Genomic DNA, 20,309 nt, shown 5'->3' on the forward strand with positions numbered 1-20,309 from the left:
CGGACTGGGCAGGTGCCGGCACGTTACGCCGATTTCGCGCAGGCGCTCGCGCAACCCGGAGAATCCGATACTGCTGACGGGACACCTGTCGACGCCGCGGCGACGCCAGCGAACGAAGCGATGGCTGAGCCGGCACGCGCAGACGGCGGGGTCGTCGGTTGGGAGGAGATCGAGATAGGCAGGCCCGATGGGGCGAAGCACGCTCCACAGTGGAGTGGACGCCGACCGAGTAGGGGTCGGATACGCTCGCTTTCGCGCTTCGCTACTCCTGGCCCGTCGTCTTTATTTCGAGGCGGTAGCCGAACGGGTCCCGCACGTATACCGCGGGCGCGGAGCCCATGGCGCCTTTTGGGGTGCTCTCGCGTTCGATTTCGATCCCTGCATCGGTGAGTCCCTGTTTCACCTCATCGATGGAATCCTCGACGACGATGGCGGCGTGGTCGTAGTTCTGCTCAGTCGGTGCCTCGACCGTCTCGCTCGGGCTGAGATGGATGATGCTGGTTTCCGAGAGCCGGACTGAGAAGATCGGGCGGTCGCCGGAACGGTAGGCGCCGAGGTCCTCCAGCGCGAAGCCGAGCGTGTCGCGGTAGAACGCAACGGCGTCGTCGACGCGGTCAGCCGGGATGCGGAGGTTCACGTGATCGAGATGAGCGGCCTTCATGCTGATATGTTGGTGTGAATAGGCATAAACCGTTGGCTCAGTTTGGCACGGGGTGGGGGTGCGGACGTCTGATCGGTTCAGCATCGAGGTGGGTCCAACTGCGCCGGTCGGAACAGTACCTCACGTTGTAGAGCAACGTCTATCTCGCTGATTTCACCGACTCCGGGGTTCGATGTCTCGGTCGGACTTCTCAACCCGGATTCCCATTCTCTTCCTCGTTCGGGAGGAGCGCGATGACCGGAATCCGTCGGTCGCCTGATAGTGATTACGGCGAATCGGTGCATCGACGGTGACGAACGCCGCCGGGTCAGGGGCTCCCATCACCGGCACGGATGGTCACGGCGGGACAGACTCGCAGTAATCACTATGAGCGCTGCTGATAGCTCTCGAGGCTGGGGTTCACGTCTTTGATTCGGTTCCAGTACGCGTCTCGTTCGTCACCGGTCAGTTCCTCGGCCACATACTTGCCCGTCCGGTTCTTGAAGGTGAGTTTCACCTCCGGGTTGGCTTTCAGATTGTGGTACCAGGCCGGGTGCTGGGCTCGCCCCCAGTTGGAGGCAACCAAGATCCACCGCTCGCCGTTTTTCAGCCCTAACACAGGGACGTTACGCTCCTTTCCCGTCTTCGCACCGGTTGTGGTTAGTTTGATAGTTGGCGCGCCCAGTTCCGATAACACTCTCGGAAGGGTGAGTCGTCCTCCGGAGACGTACTTCAGGAACCGACCGACACGAGGGAGTGTGCGAGACAGAAGCCAGCTTCCTGCGGGGGTGGCTGCAACCCGTAGTGACAATCGCAGCCATCAGGGGAGTCCTGTCCTGGGTTGTGCCATGATGTCATCTTTCCCGACTATCGTGAATATACTGGTGGGCAGAACGACCCACAATTCCTCGGTAACGCGCAGTGTTCTCTACAGAGACCACGACGGCGGACAGCCCAGTCAAACACGTGCAGGAATGCATCCCCGCTGGAGGATCGTCGGACAATCACTCCGAAGCTCTTTGGTCCAGAATCCCCGCGGACTGCATCTGTTCGTCGTTCGTAGTTGCCCCAGCAGAAATGCACTGGCGGGGATTTGAACCCCGGTTGTGACCATGGCAAGGTCACGTGATACCACTACACTACCAGTGCTCCCTTCGTACAGGAGACAAACACGGTTCGAGTATTAAGACTTCCGAAGTCTGGTAACCGATAGGGGGCGTGGGGGTCTGTCGACGGGACACCAGGCCGAGCCATCGGTACCCACTTCGGGCGGAGGCGCCAAGAAGAGGGATGATCCGATCCTTCCTCGATCGTCGTGTGCCAGAATGGCTCAAACGCCGGCCGACATGTGTGTCAGGCTCTTACAGGCAATCCCCGAGTCGCTACCCTTATACGGTGGCATTCGGTATTTCGTGTACAGTCCAGTGGCGAGGCGCATGACGAACGACACAACACTCGTCGTTCCGTCGTCGCTCGTCCGGGAGGCCGAAGATAAGCGCGAGGCGACCCGAAAGCTCGGGTACGTGGCTCGCGCAGCGGTCATCTACCGGGCCGAGCGAATCGTCGTCTTCCCCGACCGGGAAGGCGAGAGCCGCTGGGGCGGGAAGTTCGTTCGCACGGTGCTGGCCTACGCGGTCACACCACCCTACCTCCGTCAGGATGTCTGGGACCAACGCGACGAACTTCGCTATGCGGGCGTCCTGCCCCCGCTCCGCGTCTCGCCACGGACCGGCTCGGCGTCTGAACGGCCCGAGTCGAGAGAAGGAATCGTGACCGAGGTCGGACCTGACAACCGCGTCCGGGTCAATTGCGGACTGCAACACCCGATCTCCCTGCTCGTCCCGTCGTCGATGACGGTCGAAGAGGGGGAGCGCGTCACAGTCAGGGTCTCTTCGCGAGAACCCGTCCGCGCGCGCCTCGTCGACGAGCCCCCTGTGGGCTACGTCGTCGAGGCAGCGGACATCCAGGAAGTGCTCGCCCGCGACGACGCGGGCGTTCGGATCGGCACGTCACGGCACGGCGATGAACTGACCGTGTCGCGGCTCGCCGAGCTGAACCCCCGCTGCCGAGATGATGGCGCGACCATCGTCTTCGGCGCACCCGGGCGAGGGCTCCCGGAGATTCTCGGGGTGTCTCCCGATGATCTCCCCGTCGAACCCGACTCACCCGGGTTCGACCTCTGGCTCAATACGGTTCCGGACCAGGGAAGCGAAGTGGTACGCACCGAAGAAGCGGTGTTTGCCACGCTCGCCCCGCTCGCGCTCAATGACTGAGCGTGGAGGAGAACGAACATGCCACAACCAAGCAGACCACGAAAAGGCTCGCTGGGCTTCGGCCCGCGAACGCGCGCCAAGTCGGAAGTGCCACGTATCAGCACGTGGCCCGAGGACGAGGGCTCCCCTGCACTGCAGGGCTTTGCCGGCTACAAGGCCGGGATGACCCACGTCGTCATGGTCAACGACGAGGAGGACTCGGCTCGTGAAGGGATGGAGGAATCCGTCCCCGTCACGGTCGTCGAGACCCCCCCGATGCGCGCGGTCGCTGTCCGAGCCTACGAAGACACGGCGTACGGAAAGAAACCGGCAGGAGAAGTCTGGACCGGCGAGTTCCACGACGAACTCGACCGCGCACTGGACCTGCCGGCGGAGAACGATTTCGATGGCGACGCAGACGAACTGCGAGCACTCCTCGAGGATGGGACGGTCGATGACCTTCGCGTCATCACCCACACCACTCCCTCGGAGCTCGCGAACATCCCCAAGAAAGAGCCCGACGTGATGGAGACGCGAGTCGGCGGTGGCTCGCTCCAGGGTCGCGTCGACTTCGCGCTCGACCTGGTCGAGGACGGCGGCGAACACGAGTTCGGCGACGTCTTCCGCGCAGGCGAGTATCTCGACGCATCGGGCATCACGAAGGGGAAGGGTACCCAGGGTCCTGTCAAGCGCTGGGGCGTCCAGAAGCGAAAGGGCAAGCACGCCCGTCAGGGCTGGCGGCGCCGCATCGGTAACCTCGGCCCGTGGAACCCGAGCCGCGTTCGCTCGACGGTTCCCCAGCAGGGCCAGACCGGCTACCACCAGCGGACGGAGCTCAACAAGCGCCTCATCGACTTCGGTGAGGGCGACGAGGCCTCCGTCGACGGCGGCTTCGTCAACTACGGCGAGGTCGACGGCCACTACGCGCTCGTGAAGGGCTCGCTGCCGGGCCCCGACCAGCGCCTGCTCCGCTTGCGCGGCGCAGTGCGACCGAACGAACAGCCACGCCTCGACCCCGAGGTCCGCTACGTCTCAACGGCGTCCAACCAGGGGTAATCACCAATGCAAGCAACCATTCGTGACCTGGACGGCTCCGAGGGCGACGCGCTGGAGCTCCCGGCGGTGTTCGAGACGGTTTACCGCCCGGACCTCATCAAGCGCGCAGTCCTCGCCGCCCAGGCCAATCGAAAACAAGCGTACGGCGCTGACGAGTTCGCCGGCATGCGCACCCCCGCCGAGTCGATGGGGTCGGGCCGCGGCATGGCGCACGTACCACAGGAGAACGGACGGGCCCGTCGGGTCCCCCAGGCCGTCGGTGGCCGGAAGGCACACCCGCCGAAGGCCGAGAAAGACCAGGGGCTGAAAGTCAACGACAAGGAGCGGAAGTTCGCGATCCGGTCCGCCATCGCGGCAACGACCGATCCCGAGACCGTCGCGGAGCGCGGCCACGCGTTCGACGACGACCTCGACCTCCCGCTCGTCGTCGACGACGCCTTCGAGGACCTCGAGAAGACCAAAGAGGCCGTCGAGGCGTTCGACGCGCTTGGCATCCACCAGGACGTGGTTCGCGCCGACGAGGGGCGCCACATCCGGGCCGGCCAGGGGAAGCTCCGTGGCCGGAAGTACAAGCAGCCGAAGTCGGTGCTCGTCGTGACGAGCGAGGAGCCGTCCCGCGCTGCCCGCAACCTCGCGGGCGTCGACGTGGCGACTGCTGACGAGGTCAACGCAGAGGAGCTCGCACCGGGGACCCACCCCGGCCGACTCACGCTGTGGACCGAGACCGCCGTCGAGGAGGTGGCTGACCGATGACCGGAGTCATCCACCATCCGCTCGTCACTGAGAAGGCGATGGACCAGATGGACTTCGACAACAAGCTCCATTTCATCGTCCACATCGACGCCAACAAGACGGAAGTCAAGGAGGAGATCGAATCGCGCTACGACGTGACAGTGCATTCGCTGAACACGCTGATCACGCCGCGCGGTGAGAAGAAGGCGATCGTCCGGCTCTCCGAGGCGGACGACGCACAGGAGATCGCCTCGCGAATCGGGGTGTTCTGATAATGGGACGACGAATTCAGGGGCAGCGACGCGGTCGCGGGACGCCCACGTTCCGGGCGCCCTCACACCGGTACAAAGCTGACCTCGAACACAAGAAAAGCGAGGAGCACGACACGATCTCCGGCGAGATCGTCGGCATCGAACACGACCCCGCACGCAGCGCACCGCTCGCGGACGTCGAGTTCGAAGACGGCGACCGCCGCCTCGTGCTGGCTCCCGAAGGTATCACCGTCGGCGACACCCTGCAGGTGGGTGTCTCCGCCGAGATCAAGCCCGGTAACACGCTGCCACTCGCGGAGATCCCGGAAGGGGTCCCGATCTGTAACGTCGAGAGCCAGGTTGGCGACGGCGGGAAGTTCGCCCGCGCCTCCGGCGTCAACGCGCAGCTGATGAGCCACGACCGCGACGTCGCGGTCGTCCAGCTCCCGAGCGGCGAGGTCCGGCGACTGCCGCCGGGCTGCCGCGCCACCATCGGCGTCGTCGCCGGCGGTGGGCGAACGGAGAAGCCGTTCGTCAAAGCCGGCAACAAGCACCACAAAATGAAGGCCCGTGGGACCAAATACCCGCGTGTCCGCGGGGTCGCGATGAACGCCGTCGACCACCCGTTCGGTGGCGGCGGCCGACAGCACCCCGGCAAACCCAAATCCGTCTCGCGGAACGCGCCGCCGGGTCGGAAAGTAGGCGACATCGCCTCCAAACGCACCGGTCGCGGCGGTGGCAAGGAGGGAGGGAACAAATGAGCTCCGAGTACAGAACCGGCCGCGAAGGTGAGTTCACCTACCGCGGCCACACGCTCGAAGACCTCGAAGAGATGGAGTTCGACGAGGTCGTGGAACTGCTGCCCGCCCGCGTGCGGCGAACTATCGACCGAGGACTCGGTATCGACCACCGGAAGCTGGCCGAAGAGGCCCGTGAAGCTGGCGAGGAGGAGACCGCAAACGACCCGCTACGGACCCACCTGCGGGACATGCCCATCCTCCCGTCGTTCGTTGGCAAAACGTTCGAAGTGTACAACGGTCACAGCTTCGAGCGCGTCAACGTCGAACCCGAGATGATCGGCCACTACCTGGGCGAGTTCCACCTCACGCGTTCGACGGTCGAACACGGCCAGGCCGGCATCGGCGCGACCCGGTCCTCGAAGTTCGTGCCACTGAAATAACCTATGGGAATCAGCTACAGCGTCGACGCCGACCCGGAGACCACGGCGAAAGCCATGCTGCGGGAGCGTCAGATCAGCCTGAAGCACAGCAAGGCCATCTCGAAGGCCATCAAGGGCAAAACGGTCGCCGAGGCGGAGGAGTATCTCGATGCAGTTATCGAGGGCGAGCGTTCGGTCCCGTTCAAGCAGCACAACAGCGGCGTGGCCCACCGGTCCGACATCGACGGGTGGGACGCGGGCCGCTACCCGGAGAAGGCCAGCAAGGACTTCCTCAAACTGCTCACGAACGCCAAGAACAACGCCGACCATCAGGGGTTCGACGGTGAATCCATGGTCATCGACCACATCGCCGCCCACAAAGTCGGCGAGCAGGTCGGGCGCCAGCCCCGTGCGTTCGGGAGCGCCGACCCGTGGAACACGGTCGAGATCGACGTGGAGGTCATCCTCCTCGAAGCGGAGGAGGCCGAATAATGGCGGACGAACAGCAGTTCATCGAGGACGGGCTCCAGCGAAGCCAGATTGACGAGTTCTTCGCGGAGGAGCTCGGCCGCGCCGGCTACGGCGGGATGGACATCGCCAAGACGCCGATGGGGACCCAGATCGTCCTCAAGGCGGAGAAGCCCGGGATGGTCATCGGGAAAGGCGGGAAGAACATCCGGAAAGTCTCCACGGAACTGGAGGAGCGATTCGGGATGGACGACCCCCAGATCGACGTTCAGGAGGTCGACGAACCCGACCTGAACGCCCAGATCGTCGCCGACCGGCTCGCCAACGCGCTCGAGCGTGGCTGGTACTTCCGGAAAGCGGGCCACACCACCATCGACCGCATGATGGAGGCTGGCGCGCTCGGCGCCGAGATCGTGCTGAGCGGAAAGGTCACGGGTGCACGCTCCCGCGTGGAGAAGTTCAACCGTGGCTACATCAAACACAACGGCGAACCCGCCCAGACAGTCGTCGACGAGGGGCAGGGCGTCGCCGTAATGAAACTCGGCACCATCGGGGTCAACGTCAAGGTCATCGGCCCGGACGCCGAACTCCCCGACGACTTCCATATCACCGAGACCGAGGAGCCGCCGGAAGTGGAGCAGGTCGAGGCCGGCGAGGGCGTCGAGGAGTTGCTCGCCGACGTCGACGAGGAGGAAGTTCCGGAGGTTCCCGAGGACGAGGAGCCCGAAATCCCCGACGAGTCGCCCGAGGAGGTCATCGACGAGGAGATCGTCGAGGAAGTCGTCGAGACCGCAGAGGAGACCGACACGTCGTCTGAGACGGACGAGCCCGAAGCGGAAGATGTCGACGCCGCCGCCGAGGAGGAGGAACTCGACGAGGCCGTCGAGGAGGAGGCCGCCGACATCGTCTCCGAGATGGAGGAGGCCGAGGAGGAGACGGAAGCCGCCGAATCCGGCGAAGAAGAGGAAACGGAGGAATAATACATGGCGATTCTCTACACTGAAGAGATTCGAGATATGACGCCCGCCGAGCGACAGGCGGAGCTCGAGGAGCTCGAAACCGAGCTGCTCAACGCTCGCGCCGTCCAGGCGGCGGGTGGCGCGCCGGAGAACCCCGGCCGCGTCGGCGAACTGCGCCGGACCATCGCCCGGATCAAGACGATTCAGGGCGAGGAAGGCGACGACGCCGCGGACCGAACAGGCGCGGCGGGCGACGACGCCGCGGACCGAACAGGCGCGGCGGGCGACGACGCCGCGGACCGAACAGGCGCGGCGGGCGACGACGCCGACACAGCAGAGTAACGCACCATGGCACTCACACCCGATAGCCTGATACGACACGAACTCAACGGCCTCCCAGTCCGGGTGGCCGACGCCGCCAACGCCGACCTCGTCGGCATCAGCGGCCGCGTCGTCGTCGAGACGATGAAGACGTTCCACGTCGACGATGGCTCTCGGGTGCGGCAGGTCCCCAAGAGGGGGAGCTGTTTCGAGTTCGCCTTGACGACGGACGATGCGAAGAGAGCAGCCGCATCGTTCGGGACAGATGAAGCCGCGGACGCCCCAGCGGCGTCCGGGTCCGTATCCGAACTCGGGTCGGAAACTGCCGGGGTACGCCCCGGCAAGTCTGGCCCGTCCGCCGCGTCCCGGAATCGGGGCCGCGGGGCGAGTCAGTCGCAGGACGGGTTCGATCCGTCTGCAGACGACGAGTGCGAGAATACGGTCTACGTAACGGTGGATGGCAACCAACTGCTCTCACGACCCGCCGCGCGAACCGAGCGCGGGGGTGATTCGACATGGCAATAGGACTGAACGTAGCACAACCGGAGGAAGACTGCTCCGACGTGAACTGTCCGTTCCACGGAACGCTTTCCGTGCGGGGACAGACGCTCGAAGGAGAGGTCGCCTCCACAGACATGGAGAAGACCGTCGTCGTGGAGCGCGAGTACGACGTTCGTGTACCGAAATACGACCGGTATATGAAGCGTCGCTCTCGGGTTCCGGCCCACCACCCGCCCTGTATGGACGTGGCGGAGGGTGACACGGTCCGTATCGCAGAGACACGCCCACTTTCGAAGACCAAATCTCACGTCGTCGTCGAAATCGTCGACGAGGGAGGTGCCTGATGGAGGCACTCAAGGCCGACGTCACGCAGGGTCTCGAGAAAGGGTCGAAAATCACGTGTGCCGACAACACGGGCGCCCGCGAGCTGAAAGTTATCAGCATCGCCGGCTATTCGGGGACGAAGAACCGCCATCCGAAAGGCGGTATCGGCGACAAGATCACCGTCTCCGTCACCAAGGGCACGCCCGAGATGCGCCGCCAGGTGCTGGAGGCCGTCGTGGTCCGCCAGCGCAAGTCCATCCGCCGACCCAGCGGTCAGCGGCTGAAGTTCGAGGACAACGCGGCCGTCATCATCGACGAGAACGAGGAGCCCCGCGGAACGGAGATCAAGGGCCCCGTCGCTCGCGAGGTCGCAGAGCGGTTCGGCACCATCGCCAGCACGGCGACGATGATCGTTTAGTATGACACGACAGCCACACAAACAACGAACACAGAAGCGAGACGCCCCCCTGCACAAGCGACAGAAGCAGGTCCGGGCCACGCTGACGGCCGACCTCCGCGAGGAGTACGGCCAGCGGAACGTCCGCGTCAACGCGGGCGACACCGTCGAGGTCCTTCGCGGCGATCACGCCGGGACCGAAGGCGAAGTGCTGGGGGTCGACCTCCAGGACGCCGTCATCGAGGTCGAGGACGTCACCGTCGAGAAGACCGACGGTGAGGAGGTCCCCCGACCGCTCGACGCGTCGAACGTCCGCGTGACCGACCTGGACCTCGAAGACGATGTCCGGCAGGAACGTCTCGAATCGGAGGAAACAGATGGGTAATCACCAGAAACGACTCTCGGTACCGAACTCCTGGCCCGTCGAGCGCAAGGAGGCGACGTTCACCGTCAAGGCCGACGCCGGCCCGCACGGGGAGAACGGAGTCCCCCTGCTCATCGTCATGCGCGACGTGCTCTCCTACGTGGACTCCCGGAAGGAGGCCCGCTACGCGCTCAACCAGGACGCAGTGTACGTCAACGGCGACGCCGTCTCGGACGAATCCCGACCGATCGGGATGTTCGACATCCTGACGTTCCCGTCCCGTGACGAGTTCTACCGCGTCTTCCCCGGTGTTGGCGGCCGACTCGCCCTCACCGAGATCGACGAGGAGAGCGCCTCCTCGCGACTCGGGAAGATCACCAGCAAGCGCCAGGTGAACGGCGGCGAGTTCCAGCTCACGCTTCACGACGGCACGAACATCCAGCTCGAGGACGCGAGCGACTACAGCGTCAACGACTCGCTGGTCATCGACAACGACGAGAAGGACGTCGTCGCCCACTTCGAGTACGGCGAGGGCGCGCTCGTCACCGCCGTCGACGGACAGCACGCCGGCGAGATCGGTGAGGTCGAGGAGATCCTCGTCACGCCGGGCTCCGGGCGGAACTCCGTCACCGTCTCGACGGAGACGCCATCGGCGTCTCCCGAAGCCGGCGAACCCGGCGAAGATCGCGAGTTCGAGACCGTCGAGGAGTACGTCGTCACCATCGACGAGAACTTCGTGGGTGATGAGGAATGAGTGAGGCAGAGAGCGAGTTCCACCCGATGCGCGAACCGCGCATCGAGAAGGTCGTCGTCCACATGGGCGTCGGTCAGGGTGGCCGCGACCTCGGAAACGCCGAGAGCATCCTCGAGAACGTCACCGACAGCGAGTCGGTCCGGACCAGTGCCAAGAAAACGGTCCAGGCGTTCGGCATCCGGCAGGGCGACCCCATCGGTGCGAAGGTCACGCTGCGCAACGAGGACGCCGAGGCGTTCCTCGACAAAGCACTGCCGATCGCTGACATCAGCGCCTCCCAGTTCGACCAGGCGGGCAACGTCAGCTTCGGCGTCGACGAGCACACCGCGTTCCCCAGCCAGGAGTACGACCCCAACACCGGAATCTACGGGCTCGACGTCACCGTGACGCTGGTCCGACCGGGCTACCGCGTCGCCAAGCGCGACCAGGTGACCCGCTCCATTCCGGAGAGACATCGCATGACCGCCGAGGACGCAATCGCGTTCCTCGAGACCGAGTTCGACGTGGAGATCGACGAATGAGTGAACTAGACGGCGAACACACCGGCAACGAAGAAACCGGCGAGCACGCCACGCAGGGCAGCACCGAGCACCGCGAGTGCCGGCGCTGCGAGCGCCACGAGGGGCTCGTCAGCAAGTACGGCCTCTTCGTCTGCCGACAGTGTTTCCGAGAAATCGCCCGCAGCATGGGCTTCAGGAAGTATCGATAAGCATGGCAGGTAACGACCCACTGGTGAGTGCCCTCTCCGGCATCGACAACGCCGAGAGCGTCGGGCACCTCGACCACACGGTAGAGCCCGCCTCGAACGTCATCGGTAGCATCCTCGAGGTGTTCTTCGACCGCGGATTCATCGGCGGTTTCGAGTTCGTCGAGGACGGCCGCGCAGGCCGGTTCGAGGTCGAACTAACGGGCGCCATCAACGACTGCGGGGCGATCAAGCCGCGGTACTCGGTCGGTGCGGACGAGTACGAACGCTGGGAGAAGCGGTTCCTCCCGGCGCGTGACTACGGCTCGCTGATCGTCACGACCAGTCGCGGCGTCATGAGCCACTACGAGGCCCGCGACCAGGGCATCGGTGGCCAAGTAATCGCGTACGTGTACTAATGAGTAGAATTGAACTCAGCATCCCGGACGAGGTCTCCGCGGAGCTCGACCATCTCGACCTCACCGTCGAGGGGCCCAACGGCTCGGTAACGCGCCGACTCTGGTACCCTGACGTGACCGTGAGTGTCGAGGACGGTAGCGTGGTCATCGAGTCTCCCGCCGACGCCGGCGCGAAAGTCAACGCGACCGTCGGCACCTTCGAGAGCCACATCAAGAACATGTTCCACGGCGTCACCGAGGGCTGGGAGTACGAGATGGAAGTCTTCTACGCCCACTTCCCGATGCAGGTGCAAGCGCAGGGTGAGGAAGTGGTCATCGAGAACTTCCTCGGCGAGAAAGCCCCGCGACGGACGCCCATCCGGGGCGACACGCAGGTCGAGGTCGACGGCGAGGAGGTCACGCTGACGGGCCCCGACAAGGAGGCCGTTGGCCAGACCGCCGCGGACATCGAACAGCTGACGCGCGTCAGCGGGAAAGACAACCGGGTCTTTCAGGACGGCGTCTACATCACACAGAAACCCCGAGGTGAGGTCTGATGGCTGAAGACGGTCCACAGGAACTCGAGGACATCAGCGGCGTCGGCCCGTCGAAGGCCGAGACGCTGGAAGAGGCCGGCTACGACTCCGTCGAGGATCTCAAAGCCGCCTCGCAGTCCGAACTTGCGGAGATCGACAGCATCGGGAATGCGCTCGCGGCCCGTATCAAGGCCGACGTGGGCGGACTCGAAGTCGAAGAGGAGACCGAAGCGGAGATCGAAGAGGAAGGGGAAGAAGCGGAGGAGCCCGAGGAGGCCGAGGCGGTCGAGACGGAGCTCCAGCCCCGCGGGCACGCCGACAAGACGCCCGACCTCGACGACGAGACCGCGGCCGCACTCGCCCAGAAGCACCGCGAGGGCACGCCGCAGTTCAATCGCCAGGACCACCACAAGAAAAAGCGCGTCGGCAAATCGTGGCGACGCCCGCGCGGGACGCTCTCGAAGCAGCGTCGCGCGATGAAGGGGAAAGGCGCGACCGTCGAGGCGGGCTTCCGCTCGCCGACGGCGTCCCGTGACCTGCACCCGAGCGGCTTCGAGGAGGTCTACGTGCACAACACGGACGATCTCGAAGGCGTCGATGGTGACAGCCAGGCTGTCCGAATCGCCTCGAAGGTCGGCGATCGCAAGCGCGAACGCATCGAAGACGAGTGTGAGGACCGCGAGATTCGCGTCCTCAACCCGACCTACGTTGAAGTGGAGGTAGAGCAATGACAGACCTAGGTGCACAGAAGCGCCTCGCCGCAGAGGAACTCGACGTTGGCGAGAACCGCGTCTGGTTCGACCCGGAGGAACAGGCAGAGCTCGCGGACGCGATTACCCGCGAGGATATCCGCGATCTGATCGCGGACGGAACGATCCGTACAGAGGATGCCCAGTCCAACTCCCGCGGTCGGGCACGGGCCCGCCAGGAGAAGAAGGATTACGGGCACCAGACCGGCGCCGGCTCCCGCAAAGGGAAAGCCGGTGCCCGGCGCGCCGACAAGGACGAGTGGATCAGCCGGATCCGCGCCCAGCGCTCCCGCCTGAAAGAGCTCCGCGACGAGGAGGACGTCCTCTCCCCGACGCAGTATCGTGAGCTCTACAACAAGGCGAGCGGTGGCGAGTTCGACAGCGTCGCGCGCCTCGAGACGTTCGCACGGAACAACTACGATGTAGAGATCGGAGGCGACGACTGATGGCAACAGGACCACGTTACAAAGTGCCGATGCGTCGTCGTCGTGAGGTTCGGACGGATTACCACCAACGGTTGCGCCTGTTGAAATCTGGCAAGCCTCGCCTGGTCGCCCGGGCGAGCAACAAGCACGTCAGGGCGCAGCTGGCAACTCCCGGACCCCACGGTGACGAGATCCACGCGGCAGCGTCCAGCGAGGACCTCGCTGAGTACGGTTGGGAGGCCCCAACGGGCAATCTCCCCAGCGCGTATCTCACCGGCCTGCTTGCAGGCTACCGCGCGAACGAGGCCGGCCTCGACGAGGCCGTCCTCGACCTGGGTCTCAACACGGCGACGCCCGGCAATAGATTGTTCGCAGTACAGGAAGGTGCAATTGATGCAGGGCTCGAGATCCCCCACAGTGAGAGCGTCATGGCGGACTGGTCGCGTAACCGCGGCGAGCATATCGCCGACTACGCCGAGCAGGTCGATGGTGACCTCTACAGCGGGGAGTTCGACGCCACGGAGCTGCCCGCGCACTTCGACGAGCTGCGTGAGGCGCTTCAGGAGAACTACGAATGAGCCATAACGACGGCTGGGAGCCGGTAACTCGGCTCGGCAAGAACGTACAGGAAGGAGAGATTACCTCGATGGAGGAGGCCTTCGAGTCCGGGCTCCCGCTGAAGGAGCACGAGGTCGTGGACCAGCTCCTCCCCGGGATGGAAGACGAGGTGCTGGACATCAACATGGTCCAGCGCATGACCGACTCCGGCCGGCGGGTGAAGTTCCGCTGTGTCTGTGTGGTCGGCAATCGCGACGGCTATCTGGGCTACGCCGAAGGTCGCGACGACCAGGTCGGCGGCGCCATTCAGAAAGCCATCGAGGTGGCGAAGCTGAACGTCATCAGCGTCGACCGCGGCTCGGGCTCCTGGGAGGACCAGGCGGGCGGCGTCAACTCGCTGACCCGGAAGGCCGAGGGGAAAGCCGGCTCGGTCACTGTCGAGATCATTCCGGCCCCGCAGGGGCTCGGGCTCGCCGGTGCCGAGACGGTTCGGAACATTCTCGAACTGGCCGGCATCCAGGACGCCTGGACGCAGTCCAACGGCAACACGCGGACGACGGTGAACCTCGCAAAAGCGACGTTCAACGCACTCGAGAACGCCTCGCAGGCACGAACCCCTCAGCGCGCCCGGGAGGTCCAGCGCGAGGCAGAGGGTGAGGTGAACCGATAATGCGAGCGGTGATTCAGATTCGCGGCGAGATCGACATGAACAGCGGGCAGCGCGACACGCTGGACATGCTCAACATCGGCCGCGTCAACCACGCGACGCTCGTCCCGGAGAACGACGTCTACAACGGGATGGTGGCGAAGGTCAACGACTTCGTTGCCCACGGCGAACCCTCCATCGAGACGCTCACGCTGGTGCTCGAGAAGCGTGCGGACGCACTCGACAGCAGCGAGGCGGTCGACGCGGAGTTCCTCGCCGAGAACACCGATTACGACAGCTTCCAAGCGCTCGCGGAGGCGCTGGTCGCGGAGGAGACGACACTGCGCGAGCAGGGTCTCTCGCCGACGCTCCGACTTCACCCGCCACGCGGCGGCCACGATGGCATCAAGCACCCCGACAGTACCGGCGGTGAGCTGGGTCCCCACGAGGATATCGACCCACTCCTGGAGGCGATGCGATAATGACCAACAAGAAACGACGGCAGCGCGGGAGCCGCACACACGGCGGCGGCAGCCACAAGAACCGGCGCGGGGCCGGTCACCGTGGCGGCCGCGGTCGCGCGGGCAGCAAGAAACACGAGATGCACAACTACGGGCCCTGGGCGAAGCACGGCTTCAGCCAGCCCAAGGACACACAGCTCTCGGTCGAAGAGGTGCGCGTCCAGAAGCTCGACGAGGACGCCGCGCTGCTTGCGGCCGACGGGCTCGCGGAGAGTGAGGACGGCGTCTACACGCTCGACGCGCGCGACGTCGCCGAGGACGGCTGGGAGGCCGACGTGGTGAAAGTGCTCGGTAACGGGCAGGTCCGCCAGGAGCTGCACGTGACTGCCGACGCGTTCACCGACGGCGCCGAGGAACTCATCGAGGGGGCCGGTGGCTCGACCATCGTCTCCGAGCGTGCACAGGAGCGCGCCGAGTGGGAGGCCGAGGACGAGGCTACCTCCGACGAAGCGAGCGAGGACTAACCCATGAGCTGGAAGGAGACTGCCGAACCGGTGCTCACGCGGATGCCCACGGTCGCGCGACCGGAGGGTCACGTGCCCTTCAAGCGGAAGCTGGGCTGGACCGCGGGCATCCTCGTGATGTACTTCTTCCTGACGAACGTCACCATGTTCGGGCTGATGACGGGCGGGGGGGGCGGCGACTTCTACGGGCAGTTCCGCTCCATCCTCGCCGGCTCGTCGGGCTCGGTGCTCCAGCTGGGGATCGGCCCCATCGTCACCGCGTCCATCGTGCTCCAGCTGCTGGGCGGGGCCGACCTGCTCGGGCTGGACACGGATAACGACCCACGGGACCAGATCCTCTACCAGGGGCTACAGAAGCTGCTGGTCGTCGTGATGATCTGTCTGACGGGGATTCCGATGGTGTTCCTCAGTCCGCTGCTCGACCCGGACCCGGCGGTGATGCAGTCACTGGGCCTCGGGCCGATGGGTGTCGAGAGCATCATCTTCGCGCAGGTGTTCGTCGGCGGGATCCTCATCCTGTTCATGGACGAGATCGTCAGCAAATGGGGCGTTGGCTCCGGCGTGGGGCTGTTCATTATCGCCGGTGTGAGCCAGCAGCTCGTCGGTGGGCTGTTCTCCTGGAGCGGACTCGCCGAGGGAGCCACCGACGGCTTCCTCGCGACCTGGTTCGCCATCCTGTTCGGCGACGCCACGCTCCCGGGCTCGCCGCTGACGACCGAGGGGCTGAACGCCATCTTCCTCGGACAGGGCCAGATTCTGGCGATGTTCACGACGGTGTTCATCTTCGTCGTGGTCGTCTACGCGGAGAGCGTTCGCGTGGAAATCCCGCTGTCACACGCCCGCGTCAAGGGCGCTCGCGGGAAGTTCCCCGTGAAGCTCATCTACGCCAGCGTCCTGCCGATGATCCTGGTTCGTGCGCTGCAGGCCAACCTGCAGTTCGTGGGCCAGATTCTCAGCAGCCAGTGGGCGAACATGCCCGTCTGGCTGGGTGAGTACAGCGAAGGTCGCGTCATCGGCGGGCTGTTCTGGTATCTCAAACCGATCCAGAGCCCCGGCGAATGGATGTGGTTCGCGGGCACCGTTACCCAGGAGTGGTATCTGGTGTTGCTCCGCGTCGGCGTCGACCTGACGTTCATGGTCATCGGCGGCGCGATCTTCGCCATCTTCTGGGTGGAGACGACCGGGATGGGCCCGGAGTCCACCGCCCAGCAGATCCAGAACTCGGGAATGCAGATCCCCGGGTTCCGGCGGAACCCGCAGGTCATCGAGAAGGTGATGGAGCGGTACATCCCGCAAGTCACCGTGCTCGGGGGTGCCATCGTCGGCATCCTCGCGGTGATGGCGAACATGCTCGGTACCATCGGTGCGGTCTCGGGAACCGGACTGCTGCTGACGGTCTCCATCACGTACAAGCTGTACGAGGAGATCGCCGAGGAGCAGCTGATGGAGATGCATCCGATGATGCGCCAGATGTTCTCTTCGGAGTAACGAGTCTCTGGGGTGTCGACCCCTGGAACTCCTTCTCAGCTCGTTTCGTCCAGGTTGGGCGAGACGTCTGTACAGTCACTAGCGAGTACTGACCTGGACACGCACTCGACCGTGAGCCCCCGCCGGTCCGGTCGGTACCCCGACGACAGGCGTCCCCCTGGTCGGTGATTTTATGCTCTCGACTCGGATACTGTATGGTATGAACAAGCATCTTGCGGGTGATTGCGATGTCCAGTGAGAGCGACGATCCGGTGAAAACGATCTGTCCGTACTGCGGGGTTGGCTGCGGGATCCAGGTCGACACTGGCGAGGAGCGGGGCGACATGCGGTTCCTGCCGTGGGGGGATGCGCCAGTCAACGAGGGCCGCATCTGTATCAAGGGCGGTGCAGCGACGGAGGTTGTCGACCACGAGGACCGCTTGACAGACCCACTGATCAAGGAGGATGGCGAGTTCCGCGAAGCGACCTGGGAGGAGGCCTACTCGCGGATCGTCGACGAGATGAGCCGGATTCGAGACGAACACGGGCCGGAGGCGATGGGGTTCTATGGCTCCTCGAAGACGATGAACGAGGAGAACTACCTCCTTCAGAAGCTCGCGCGCCGCTACGGCACGAACAACGTCGACAACTGCACTCGGATGTGTCACGCATCCACCGTCTGGGCGCTCCGGACCAGCCTCGGCGCGGGTGCGATGACCAACAGCATGGCGGACCTGGAGCAGTCGGCCGACCTGCTATGGATTCAAGGGGCCAACCCCGGGGAACAGCACCCCATCGCCAACAGCCAGTACTTCCGACAGGCGGTGTTAGAGGGGGCGACCGTGATCCAGGTCGACCCGCACGCGAACAAGACCACCGAGTCCTTCGACATCCACGGGACCGAGCGGCATATGCACCTCCAGGTGCAGCCCGGAACCGACATCCCCCTGCTCAACATCGTCCTCAAGACGATTCTCGATCGGCACGAGCAGCACCCCGACGAGGGCTGGATCGACGAGTCGTTCATCGAAGAGCGGACAGAGGGGTTCGAACACCTCCGGGAGACCCTCGCCGACTTCGACAAGGAGGCCGCCGCCGAGGAGGCCGGCGTTCCCCTGGCGGACATCGAACTCGCGGCCGAGAAGTACGCGATGGCGAACAACGCGGCCATCTTCACGGGGATGGGGATGAGCCAGCACACCTGCGGCGTGGACAACGTGCAGAACGAGATCAACCTCGCGCTGATCACCGGGAACCTCGGCAAGCCCGGGACTGGCGTCAATCCCCTCCGCGGCCAGAACAACGTCCAGGGAACCTGCGACGTCGGGGCGATGCCGAACGTGCTCCCGGGCTACCAGCTCGTCGACGACGACGAGGCTCGTCAGTCGGTCGAGGACGTGTGGGGCTTCGAGATCCCGGACGAACCGGGGCTGACGAACGTCGAGATATCCCACGAGGCCGGCAACTCCGTCCACGGGCTGTACGTGATGGGCGAGAACCCCGTGATGAGCGAGCCGGACGGGAACATGGTCGAACAGCGGCTGCAGGACCTGGAGTTCCTGGTCGCACAGGACATCTTCATGACCGAGACGGCGAAGTACGCCGACGTGGTGTTGCCGGCGACAACGTGGGCCGAGCGAGGCGGCACCGTCACCAACACCGACCGGCGGGTCCAGCGGATGCGCCCCGTCGAGAAGGTCCACGAGAACACCGAACACGACCTGGAGATCGTGATGGAGGTCGGCAGCCGGCTGTTCAGCGAAGAGGAGTTCCGGTTCGACGGCCCGGAGGCGGTGTTCGAAGAGCTCCGGCAGGTGTGCCCGAGTTACCACGGAATGACCTACGACCGGCTCGGCGAGGAGGGGATCCAGTGGCCCTGCTACGAACCCGGTGACGAGGGCGACCAGTATCTCTACGAGGACGGCTTCGATACGGAGAGCGGGCTGGGCCAGATCGAAGGCGTCCGCCACCAGCCGCCGGCGGAGACGCCAGACGAGGAGTACCCACTGATCCTCACCACGGCGCGGTTGGAGGAGCACTACAACACGGGGACGATGAGCCGCAGGTCGCCGACGCTGTCGCGGCAGCAACCGGAGAACTTCGTCGACGTCCATCCGAACGACGCCGCGGACTACGGCATCGAGGACGGCGACACGGTGACGCTCACCTCGCGGCGTGGCGAGATCGACGTGAAAGCCCACGTCACCGACGCCATCAAGGAAGGCGTGGTCTGGACGACGCCCCACTTCGCAGCCGCCTCGGCGAACCGGCTGACGAACGACGTGCTCGACGAGCGCGCGAAGATCCCCGAGTACAAGGCCGCAGCCGCTGAGATTGCCGTGACCGTCGACTCGGACGACGGCGAGGCAGAAGCCGCTGACGACTGACCGTTCCAGCAATTATTTTTCGCTCGCGATATTTGACGAGGTAACTACAGGTCCTGTAGTGAGTGCATCGCCGGCGGTCGAACGGCTGCACGGACGCTGTCAGGCTCCTCAACCAGACTAATTCGCTCGATTCTCTGCTTTACTGGGAGTCAGAAACCGGGTGCGTCAGGGTGAACATTACCTGGGAGCAGGGTCGCTCATTCCCGTTCCGTAGCTTTGTCGTTGCCGTCGTCTTTGCCTTTCCGATGCCCAGACGCCTCTTCGACCGGACCGGCGGCATCGAGAACACACTCCGGCAGCCCCACGAAGCCGGCTACAGTATCGTCGTCGCAGACGGCGATGAGATCGGGCTCGCAGATTCACCGGATTCCTGGGTGGGAGGGCTCTGCCACGTATCCTGAGCCATCGTCATACCTCGACGTGCTCGGCGACCCGCTGGCGGTTCTCCTGGCCGACTTGATCGACAACGGTCTCCGCGAGGTCGATGAGCTCCGGCCGGAGATGGCTCTTTTCGTCGCGCACGACCGGGCCCTCGCTCTCCTCACTGGTGAACTCTGGGTCGTGTCTCTGTTCATGTCAGGTCACATCCAGTCGGTAGACCTCTCGGTCCTCGTCGTAGCGGTCTCGTTCTGCGGTCGGTTCCATGATCGGCACGCGGCCGACCTCGTCGCCCTCGTAGTAGCCGACGGCCTCGTCGCCGTCGAGTTCGAAGGCGGTGATCGACCACTCGGTCGACCCCATCAGCTTGAACAGCCCCTGCAGCTCCGGTTCGTCACCGTCACGCATCGCACGGTAGGTGTCGATCGCCTCCTCGACGCCGTGGCCGAACATCTGTGTGAGGTAGTCGGTCGGTGCCGTAATCGGAGGCGCGTAGTAGACGTTCGGCTCCAGCCCGAACTGCGGGTACAGCGGCTTCGCAATCTCTTTCTGGTGGACGACGAAATCCAGCGGGTTCGTCGGCTCCGACGCGGGGTCCGAGTCGTCGGCGTCCTCCGGCGGGTTGATCTACCCGTGCAGTCGGATCTTCCCCAGACAGTTCTCGAAACACTGGGGCGCTTTCCCTTGCTCCGTCTTGGGTTTTGCTGTAGTATTGTTCATTTCTGATAGCGCAGAGAAGGGGACTACCAACACGGTGAAAGCCCCAGCCTGCTCCGGTACCGGAAGGTTCGGTTCGCTCGCCTTCCGTTGTCCCACTCGGTTCCAACGCGGGACTCCCACGACTCGCTGCGCTCCCTGTGGTGCTTACTTTGTCGGGGTTCCCGGACCAGGCAGCCCTTTCATACTGATTACTGTGA

28 protein-coding genes, 1 tRNA gene and 2 pseudogenes are annotated in these 20,309 nt (G+C 64.7%); 27 read left to right on the plus strand and 4 right to left on the minus strand.

All coding sequences use genetic code 11. The features are described from left to right. Window positions 1–262: 262 nt before the first annotated feature. The 3 genes from V5A38_RS09635 to V5A38_RS09645 all read right to left on the minus strand — a co-directional run bounded on the left by V5A38_RS09635 (window position 263) and on the right by V5A38_RS09645 (window position 1,789). Window positions 263–661: a VOC family protein gene (locus V5A38_RS09635; RefSeq protein WP_332325549.1), complete on the minus strand. Its 399-nt coding sequence runs from the start codon at window positions 659–661 to the stop codon at window positions 263–265. A 364-nt stretch (window positions 662–1,025) separates the two neighbouring features. Continuing rightward, window positions 1,026–1,337 (minus strand): nitroreductase family deazaflavin-dependent oxidoreductase, encoded by a 312-nt coding sequence (locus V5A38_RS09640; protein WP_332325550.1) that lies wholly within the window; start codon window positions 1,335–1,337, stop codon window positions 1,026–1,028. A 381-nt stretch (window positions 1,338–1,718) separates the two neighbouring features. Continuing rightward, window positions 1,719–1,789 (minus strand) — tRNA-Gly (locus V5A38_RS09645). Window positions 1,790–2,076: 287 nt separating this feature from the next. Between V5A38_RS09645 and V5A38_RS09650 the strand changes: the two genes are divergently transcribed. From V5A38_RS09650 to V5A38_RS09780, 27 genes and pseudogenes are all read left to right on the plus strand, one after another. After that, a complete protein-coding gene (locus V5A38_RS09650; protein WP_332325551.1) occupies window positions 2,077–2,913 on the plus strand; it encodes an RNA methyltransferase in 837 nt (278 codons plus the stop codon). Between the two features lie 18 nt (window positions 2,914–2,931). Next, entirely contained in the window at window positions 2,932–3,948 is a 1,017-nt protein-coding gene (locus V5A38_RS09655; RefSeq protein ID WP_332325552.1) for a 50S ribosomal protein L3, read from the plus strand. Window positions 3,949–3,954: 6 nt separating this feature from the next. Beyond that, window positions 3,955–4,701 (plus strand): 50S ribosomal protein L4, encoded by a 747-nt coding sequence (gene rpl4p / locus V5A38_RS09660; RefSeq protein ID WP_332325553.1) that lies wholly within the window; start codon window positions 3,955–3,957, stop codon window positions 4,699–4,701. Continuing rightward, the gene (locus V5A38_RS09665; protein WP_332325554.1) at window positions 4,698–4,952 is read left to right on the plus strand and encodes a 50S ribosomal protein L23; all 255 of its coding nucleotides are present in this window, start codon (window positions 4,698–4,700) and stop codon (window positions 4,950–4,952) included. The genes rpl4p and V5A38_RS09665 overlap by 4 nt, the downstream gene beginning before the upstream one ends. A 2-nt stretch (window positions 4,953–4,954) precedes the next feature. Then, complete coding sequence (locus V5A38_RS09670) at window positions 4,955–5,692, plus strand: 50S ribosomal protein L2 (RefSeq protein WP_332325555.1); 738 nt, start codon at window positions 4,955–4,957, stop codon at window positions 5,690–5,692. Continuing rightward, complete coding sequence (locus V5A38_RS09675) at window positions 5,689–6,111, plus strand: 30S ribosomal protein S19 (protein ID WP_332325556.1); 423 nt, start codon at window positions 5,689–5,691, stop codon at window positions 6,109–6,111. Before V5A38_RS09670 ends, V5A38_RS09675 begins: the two co-directional genes overlap by 4 nt. A 3-nt stretch (window positions 6,112–6,114) precedes the next feature. Continuing rightward, entirely contained in the window at window positions 6,115–6,582 is a 468-nt protein-coding gene (locus V5A38_RS09680) for a 50S ribosomal protein L22 (protein WP_332325557.1), read from the plus strand. Continuing rightward, a complete protein-coding gene (locus V5A38_RS09685) occupies window positions 6,582–7,538 on the plus strand; it encodes a 30S ribosomal protein S3 (RefSeq protein WP_332325558.1) in 957 nt (318 codons plus the stop codon). Before V5A38_RS09680 ends, V5A38_RS09685 begins: the two co-directional genes overlap by 1 nt. A gap of 3 nt (window positions 7,539–7,541) precedes the next feature. After that, a pseudogene (gene rpmC / locus V5A38_RS09690) lies at window positions 7,542–7,751 on the plus strand (50S ribosomal protein L29); the annotation flags it as partial. 114 nt (window positions 7,752–7,865) lie between these two features. Next, window positions 7,866–8,363: a ribonuclease P protein component 1 gene (locus V5A38_RS09695; RefSeq protein WP_332325559.1), complete on the plus strand. Its 498-nt coding sequence runs from the start codon at window positions 7,866–7,868 to the stop codon at window positions 8,361–8,363. After that, the gene (locus V5A38_RS09700; protein WP_332325560.1) at window positions 8,354–8,683 is read left to right on the plus strand and encodes a 30S ribosomal protein S17; all 330 of its coding nucleotides are present in this window, start codon (window positions 8,354–8,356) and stop codon (window positions 8,681–8,683) included. Before V5A38_RS09695 ends, V5A38_RS09700 begins: the two co-directional genes overlap by 10 nt. Continuing rightward, the gene (locus V5A38_RS09705) at window positions 8,683–9,081 is read left to right on the plus strand and encodes a 50S ribosomal protein L14 (protein WP_332325561.1); all 399 of its coding nucleotides are present in this window, start codon (window positions 8,683–8,685) and stop codon (window positions 9,079–9,081) included. The genes V5A38_RS09700 and V5A38_RS09705 overlap by 1 nt, the downstream gene beginning before the upstream one ends. A gap of 1 nt (window position 9,082) precedes the next feature. Beyond that, window positions 9,083–9,445: a 50S ribosomal protein L24 gene (gene rplX, locus V5A38_RS09710; RefSeq protein ID WP_332325562.1), complete on the plus strand. Its 363-nt coding sequence runs from the start codon at window positions 9,083–9,085 to the stop codon at window positions 9,443–9,445. Beyond that, window positions 9,438–10,178 (plus strand): 30S ribosomal protein S4e, encoded by a 741-nt coding sequence (locus V5A38_RS09715; RefSeq protein WP_332325563.1) that lies wholly within the window; start codon window positions 9,438–9,440, stop codon window positions 10,176–10,178. The genes rplX and V5A38_RS09715 overlap by 8 nt, the downstream gene beginning before the upstream one ends. Further along, entirely contained in the window at window positions 10,175–10,699 is a 525-nt protein-coding gene (locus V5A38_RS09720) for a 50S ribosomal protein L5 (RefSeq protein WP_332325564.1), read from the plus strand. Before V5A38_RS09715 ends, V5A38_RS09720 begins: the two co-directional genes overlap by 4 nt. Next, the gene (locus V5A38_RS09725) at window positions 10,696–10,887 is read left to right on the plus strand and encodes a 30S ribosomal protein S14 (RefSeq protein WP_332325565.1); all 192 of its coding nucleotides are present in this window, start codon (window positions 10,696–10,698) and stop codon (window positions 10,885–10,887) included. Before V5A38_RS09720 ends, V5A38_RS09725 begins: the two co-directional genes overlap by 4 nt. A 2-nt stretch (window positions 10,888–10,889) precedes the next feature. Then, window positions 10,890–11,282 (plus strand): 30S ribosomal protein S8, encoded by a 393-nt coding sequence (locus tag V5A38_RS09730; protein ID WP_332325566.1) that lies wholly within the window; start codon window positions 10,890–10,892, stop codon window positions 11,280–11,282. Further along, window positions 11,282–11,818 carry a 50S ribosomal protein L6 gene (locus V5A38_RS09735; RefSeq protein WP_332325567.1) on the plus strand — a complete coding sequence of 179 codons (537 nt, stop codon included), beginning with the start codon at window positions 11,282–11,284 and terminating at the stop codon, window positions 11,816–11,818. Before V5A38_RS09730 ends, V5A38_RS09735 begins: the two co-directional genes overlap by 1 nt. Then, window positions 11,818–12,528: a 50S ribosomal protein L32e gene (locus tag V5A38_RS09740; RefSeq protein ID WP_332325568.1), complete on the plus strand. Its 711-nt coding sequence runs from the start codon at window positions 11,818–11,820 to the stop codon at window positions 12,526–12,528. Before V5A38_RS09735 ends, V5A38_RS09740 begins: the two co-directional genes overlap by 1 nt. Next, a complete protein-coding gene (locus V5A38_RS09745; protein WP_332325569.1) occupies window positions 12,525–12,992 on the plus strand; it encodes a 50S ribosomal protein L19e in 468 nt (155 codons plus the stop codon). The genes V5A38_RS09740 and V5A38_RS09745 overlap by 4 nt, the downstream gene beginning before the upstream one ends. Continuing rightward, the gene (locus V5A38_RS09750; protein WP_332325570.1) at window positions 12,992–13,549 is read left to right on the plus strand and encodes a 50S ribosomal protein L18; all 558 of its coding nucleotides are present in this window, start codon (window positions 12,992–12,994) and stop codon (window positions 13,547–13,549) included. The genes V5A38_RS09745 and V5A38_RS09750 overlap by 1 nt, the downstream gene beginning before the upstream one ends. Next, the gene (locus V5A38_RS09755) at window positions 13,546–14,199 is read left to right on the plus strand and encodes a 30S ribosomal protein S5 (RefSeq protein WP_332325571.1); all 654 of its coding nucleotides are present in this window, start codon (window positions 13,546–13,548) and stop codon (window positions 14,197–14,199) included. The genes V5A38_RS09750 and V5A38_RS09755 overlap by 4 nt, the downstream gene beginning before the upstream one ends. Next, a complete protein-coding gene (locus V5A38_RS09760) occupies window positions 14,199–14,657 on the plus strand; it encodes a 50S ribosomal protein L30 (RefSeq protein WP_332325572.1) in 459 nt (152 codons plus the stop codon). Before V5A38_RS09755 ends, V5A38_RS09760 begins: the two co-directional genes overlap by 1 nt. Beyond that, window positions 14,657–15,160 (plus strand): uL15m family ribosomal protein, encoded by a 504-nt coding sequence (locus V5A38_RS09765; protein WP_332325573.1) that lies wholly within the window; start codon window positions 14,657–14,659, stop codon window positions 15,158–15,160. Before V5A38_RS09760 ends, V5A38_RS09765 begins: the two co-directional genes overlap by 1 nt. A 3-nt stretch (window positions 15,161–15,163) precedes the next feature. Further along, a complete protein-coding gene (gene secY / locus V5A38_RS09770; RefSeq protein ID WP_332325574.1) occupies window positions 15,164–16,648 on the plus strand; it encodes a preprotein translocase subunit SecY in 1,485 nt (494 codons plus the stop codon). A gap of 227 nt (window positions 16,649–16,875) precedes the next feature. After that, a complete protein-coding gene (fdhF, locus tag V5A38_RS09775; RefSeq protein WP_332325575.1) occupies window positions 16,876–19,014 on the plus strand; it encodes a formate dehydrogenase subunit alpha in 2,139 nt (712 codons plus the stop codon). A gap of 245 nt (window positions 19,015–19,259) precedes the next feature. Then, entirely contained in the window at window positions 19,260–19,415 is a 156-nt protein-coding gene (locus V5A38_RS09780; RefSeq protein WP_332325576.1) for a hypothetical protein, read from the plus strand. A 175-nt stretch (window positions 19,416–19,590) separates the two neighbouring features. On the opposite strand, the pseudogene V5A38_RS14635 reads toward V5A38_RS09780, so the two are convergent. Then, a pseudogene (locus tag V5A38_RS14635) lies at window positions 19,591–20,091 on the minus strand (dehydrogenase); the annotation flags it as partial. Window positions 20,092–20,309: the final 218 nt, after the last annotated feature.

The sequence above is a fragment of the Halolamina sp. genome (assembly GCF_036626355.1).
Lineage (GTDB): Archaea > Halobacteriota > Halobacteria > Halobacteriales > Haloferacaceae > Halolamina.

Bases quoted from the DNA above. Each gene is read 5' to 3' on its own strand.
- V5A38_RS09670 (WP_332325555.1), top strand. From the start codon at position 4,955: ATGGGACGACGAATTCAGGGGCAGCGACGCGGTCGCGGGACGCCCACG.
- V5A38_RS09735 (WP_332325567.1), top strand. From the start codon at position 11,282: ATGAGTAGAATTGAACTCAGCATCCCGGACGAGGTCTCCGCGGAGCTC.
- V5A38_RS09655 (WP_332325552.1), top strand. From the start codon at position 2,932: ATGCCACAACCAAGCAGACCACGAAAAGGCTCGCTGGGCTTCGGCCCG.
- secY (WP_332325574.1), top strand. From the start codon at position 15,164: ATGAGCTGGAAGGAGACTGCCGAACCGGTGCTCACGCGGATGCCCACG.
- V5A38_RS09695 (WP_332325559.1), top strand. From the start codon at position 7,866: ATGGCACTCACACCCGATAGCCTGATACGACACGAACTCAACGGCCTC.
- rplX (WP_332325562.1), top strand. From the start codon at position 9,083: ATGACACGACAGCCACACAAACAACGAACACAGAAGCGAGACGCCCCC.
- V5A38_RS09765 (WP_332325573.1), top strand. From the start codon at position 14,657: ATGACCAACAAGAAACGACGGCAGCGCGGGAGCCGCACACACGGCGGC.
- V5A38_RS09650 (WP_332325551.1), top strand. From the start codon at position 2,077: ATGACGAACGACACAACACTCGTCGTTCCGTCGTCGCTCGTCCGGGAG.
- V5A38_RS09675 (WP_332325556.1), top strand. From the start codon at position 5,689: ATGAGCTCCGAGTACAGAACCGGCCGCGAAGGTGAGTTCACCTACCGC.
- V5A38_RS09760 (WP_332325572.1), top strand. From the start codon at position 14,199: ATGCGAGCGGTGATTCAGATTCGCGGCGAGATCGACATGAACAGCGGG.
- V5A38_RS09740 (WP_332325568.1), top strand. From the start codon at position 11,818: ATGGCTGAAGACGGTCCACAGGAACTCGAGGACATCAGCGGCGTCGGC.
- V5A38_RS09730 (WP_332325566.1), top strand. From the start codon at position 10,890: ATGGCAGGTAACGACCCACTGGTGAGTGCCCTCTCCGGCATCGACAAC.
- V5A38_RS09700 (WP_332325560.1), top strand. From the start codon at position 8,354: ATGGCAATAGGACTGAACGTAGCACAACCGGAGGAAGACTGCTCCGAC.
- V5A38_RS09715 (WP_332325563.1), top strand. From the start codon at position 9,438: ATGGGTAATCACCAGAAACGACTCTCGGTACCGAACTCCTGGCCCGTC.
- V5A38_RS09720 (WP_332325564.1), top strand. From the start codon at position 10,175: ATGAGTGAGGCAGAGAGCGAGTTCCACCCGATGCGCGAACCGCGCATC.
- V5A38_RS09685 (WP_332325558.1), top strand. From the start codon at position 6,582: ATGGCGGACGAACAGCAGTTCATCGAGGACGGGCTCCAGCGAAGCCAG.
- V5A38_RS09680 (WP_332325557.1), top strand. From the start codon at position 6,115: ATGGGAATCAGCTACAGCGTCGACGCCGACCCGGAGACCACGGCGAAA.
- V5A38_RS09725 (WP_332325565.1), top strand. From the start codon at position 10,696: ATGAGTGAACTAGACGGCGAACACACCGGCAACGAAGAAACCGGCGAG.
- V5A38_RS09745 (WP_332325569.1), top strand. From the start codon at position 12,525: ATGACAGACCTAGGTGCACAGAAGCGCCTCGCCGCAGAGGAACTCGAC.
- V5A38_RS09750 (WP_332325570.1), top strand. From the start codon at position 12,992: ATGGCAACAGGACCACGTTACAAAGTGCCGATGCGTCGTCGTCGTGAG.
- rpl4p (WP_332325553.1), top strand. From the start codon at position 3,955: ATGCAAGCAACCATTCGTGACCTGGACGGCTCCGAGGGCGACGCGCTG.
- V5A38_RS09665 (WP_332325554.1), top strand. From the start codon at position 4,698: ATGACCGGAGTCATCCACCATCCGCTCGTCACTGAGAAGGCGATGGAC.
- V5A38_RS09755 (WP_332325571.1), top strand. From the start codon at position 13,546: ATGAGCCATAACGACGGCTGGGAGCCGGTAACTCGGCTCGGCAAGAAC.
- V5A38_RS09780 (WP_332325576.1), top strand. From the start codon at position 19,260: ATGCCCAGACGCCTCTTCGACCGGACCGGCGGCATCGAGAACACACTC.
- V5A38_RS09705 (WP_332325561.1), top strand. From the start codon at position 8,683: ATGGAGGCACTCAAGGCCGACGTCACGCAGGGTCTCGAGAAAGGGTCG.
- V5A38_RS09635 (WP_332325549.1), bottom strand. From the start codon at position 661: ATGAAGGCCGCTCATCTCGATCACGTGAACCTCCGCATCCCGGCTGAC.
- fdhF (WP_332325575.1), top strand. From the start codon at position 16,876: ATGTCCAGTGAGAGCGACGATCCGGTGAAAACGATCTGTCCGTACTGC.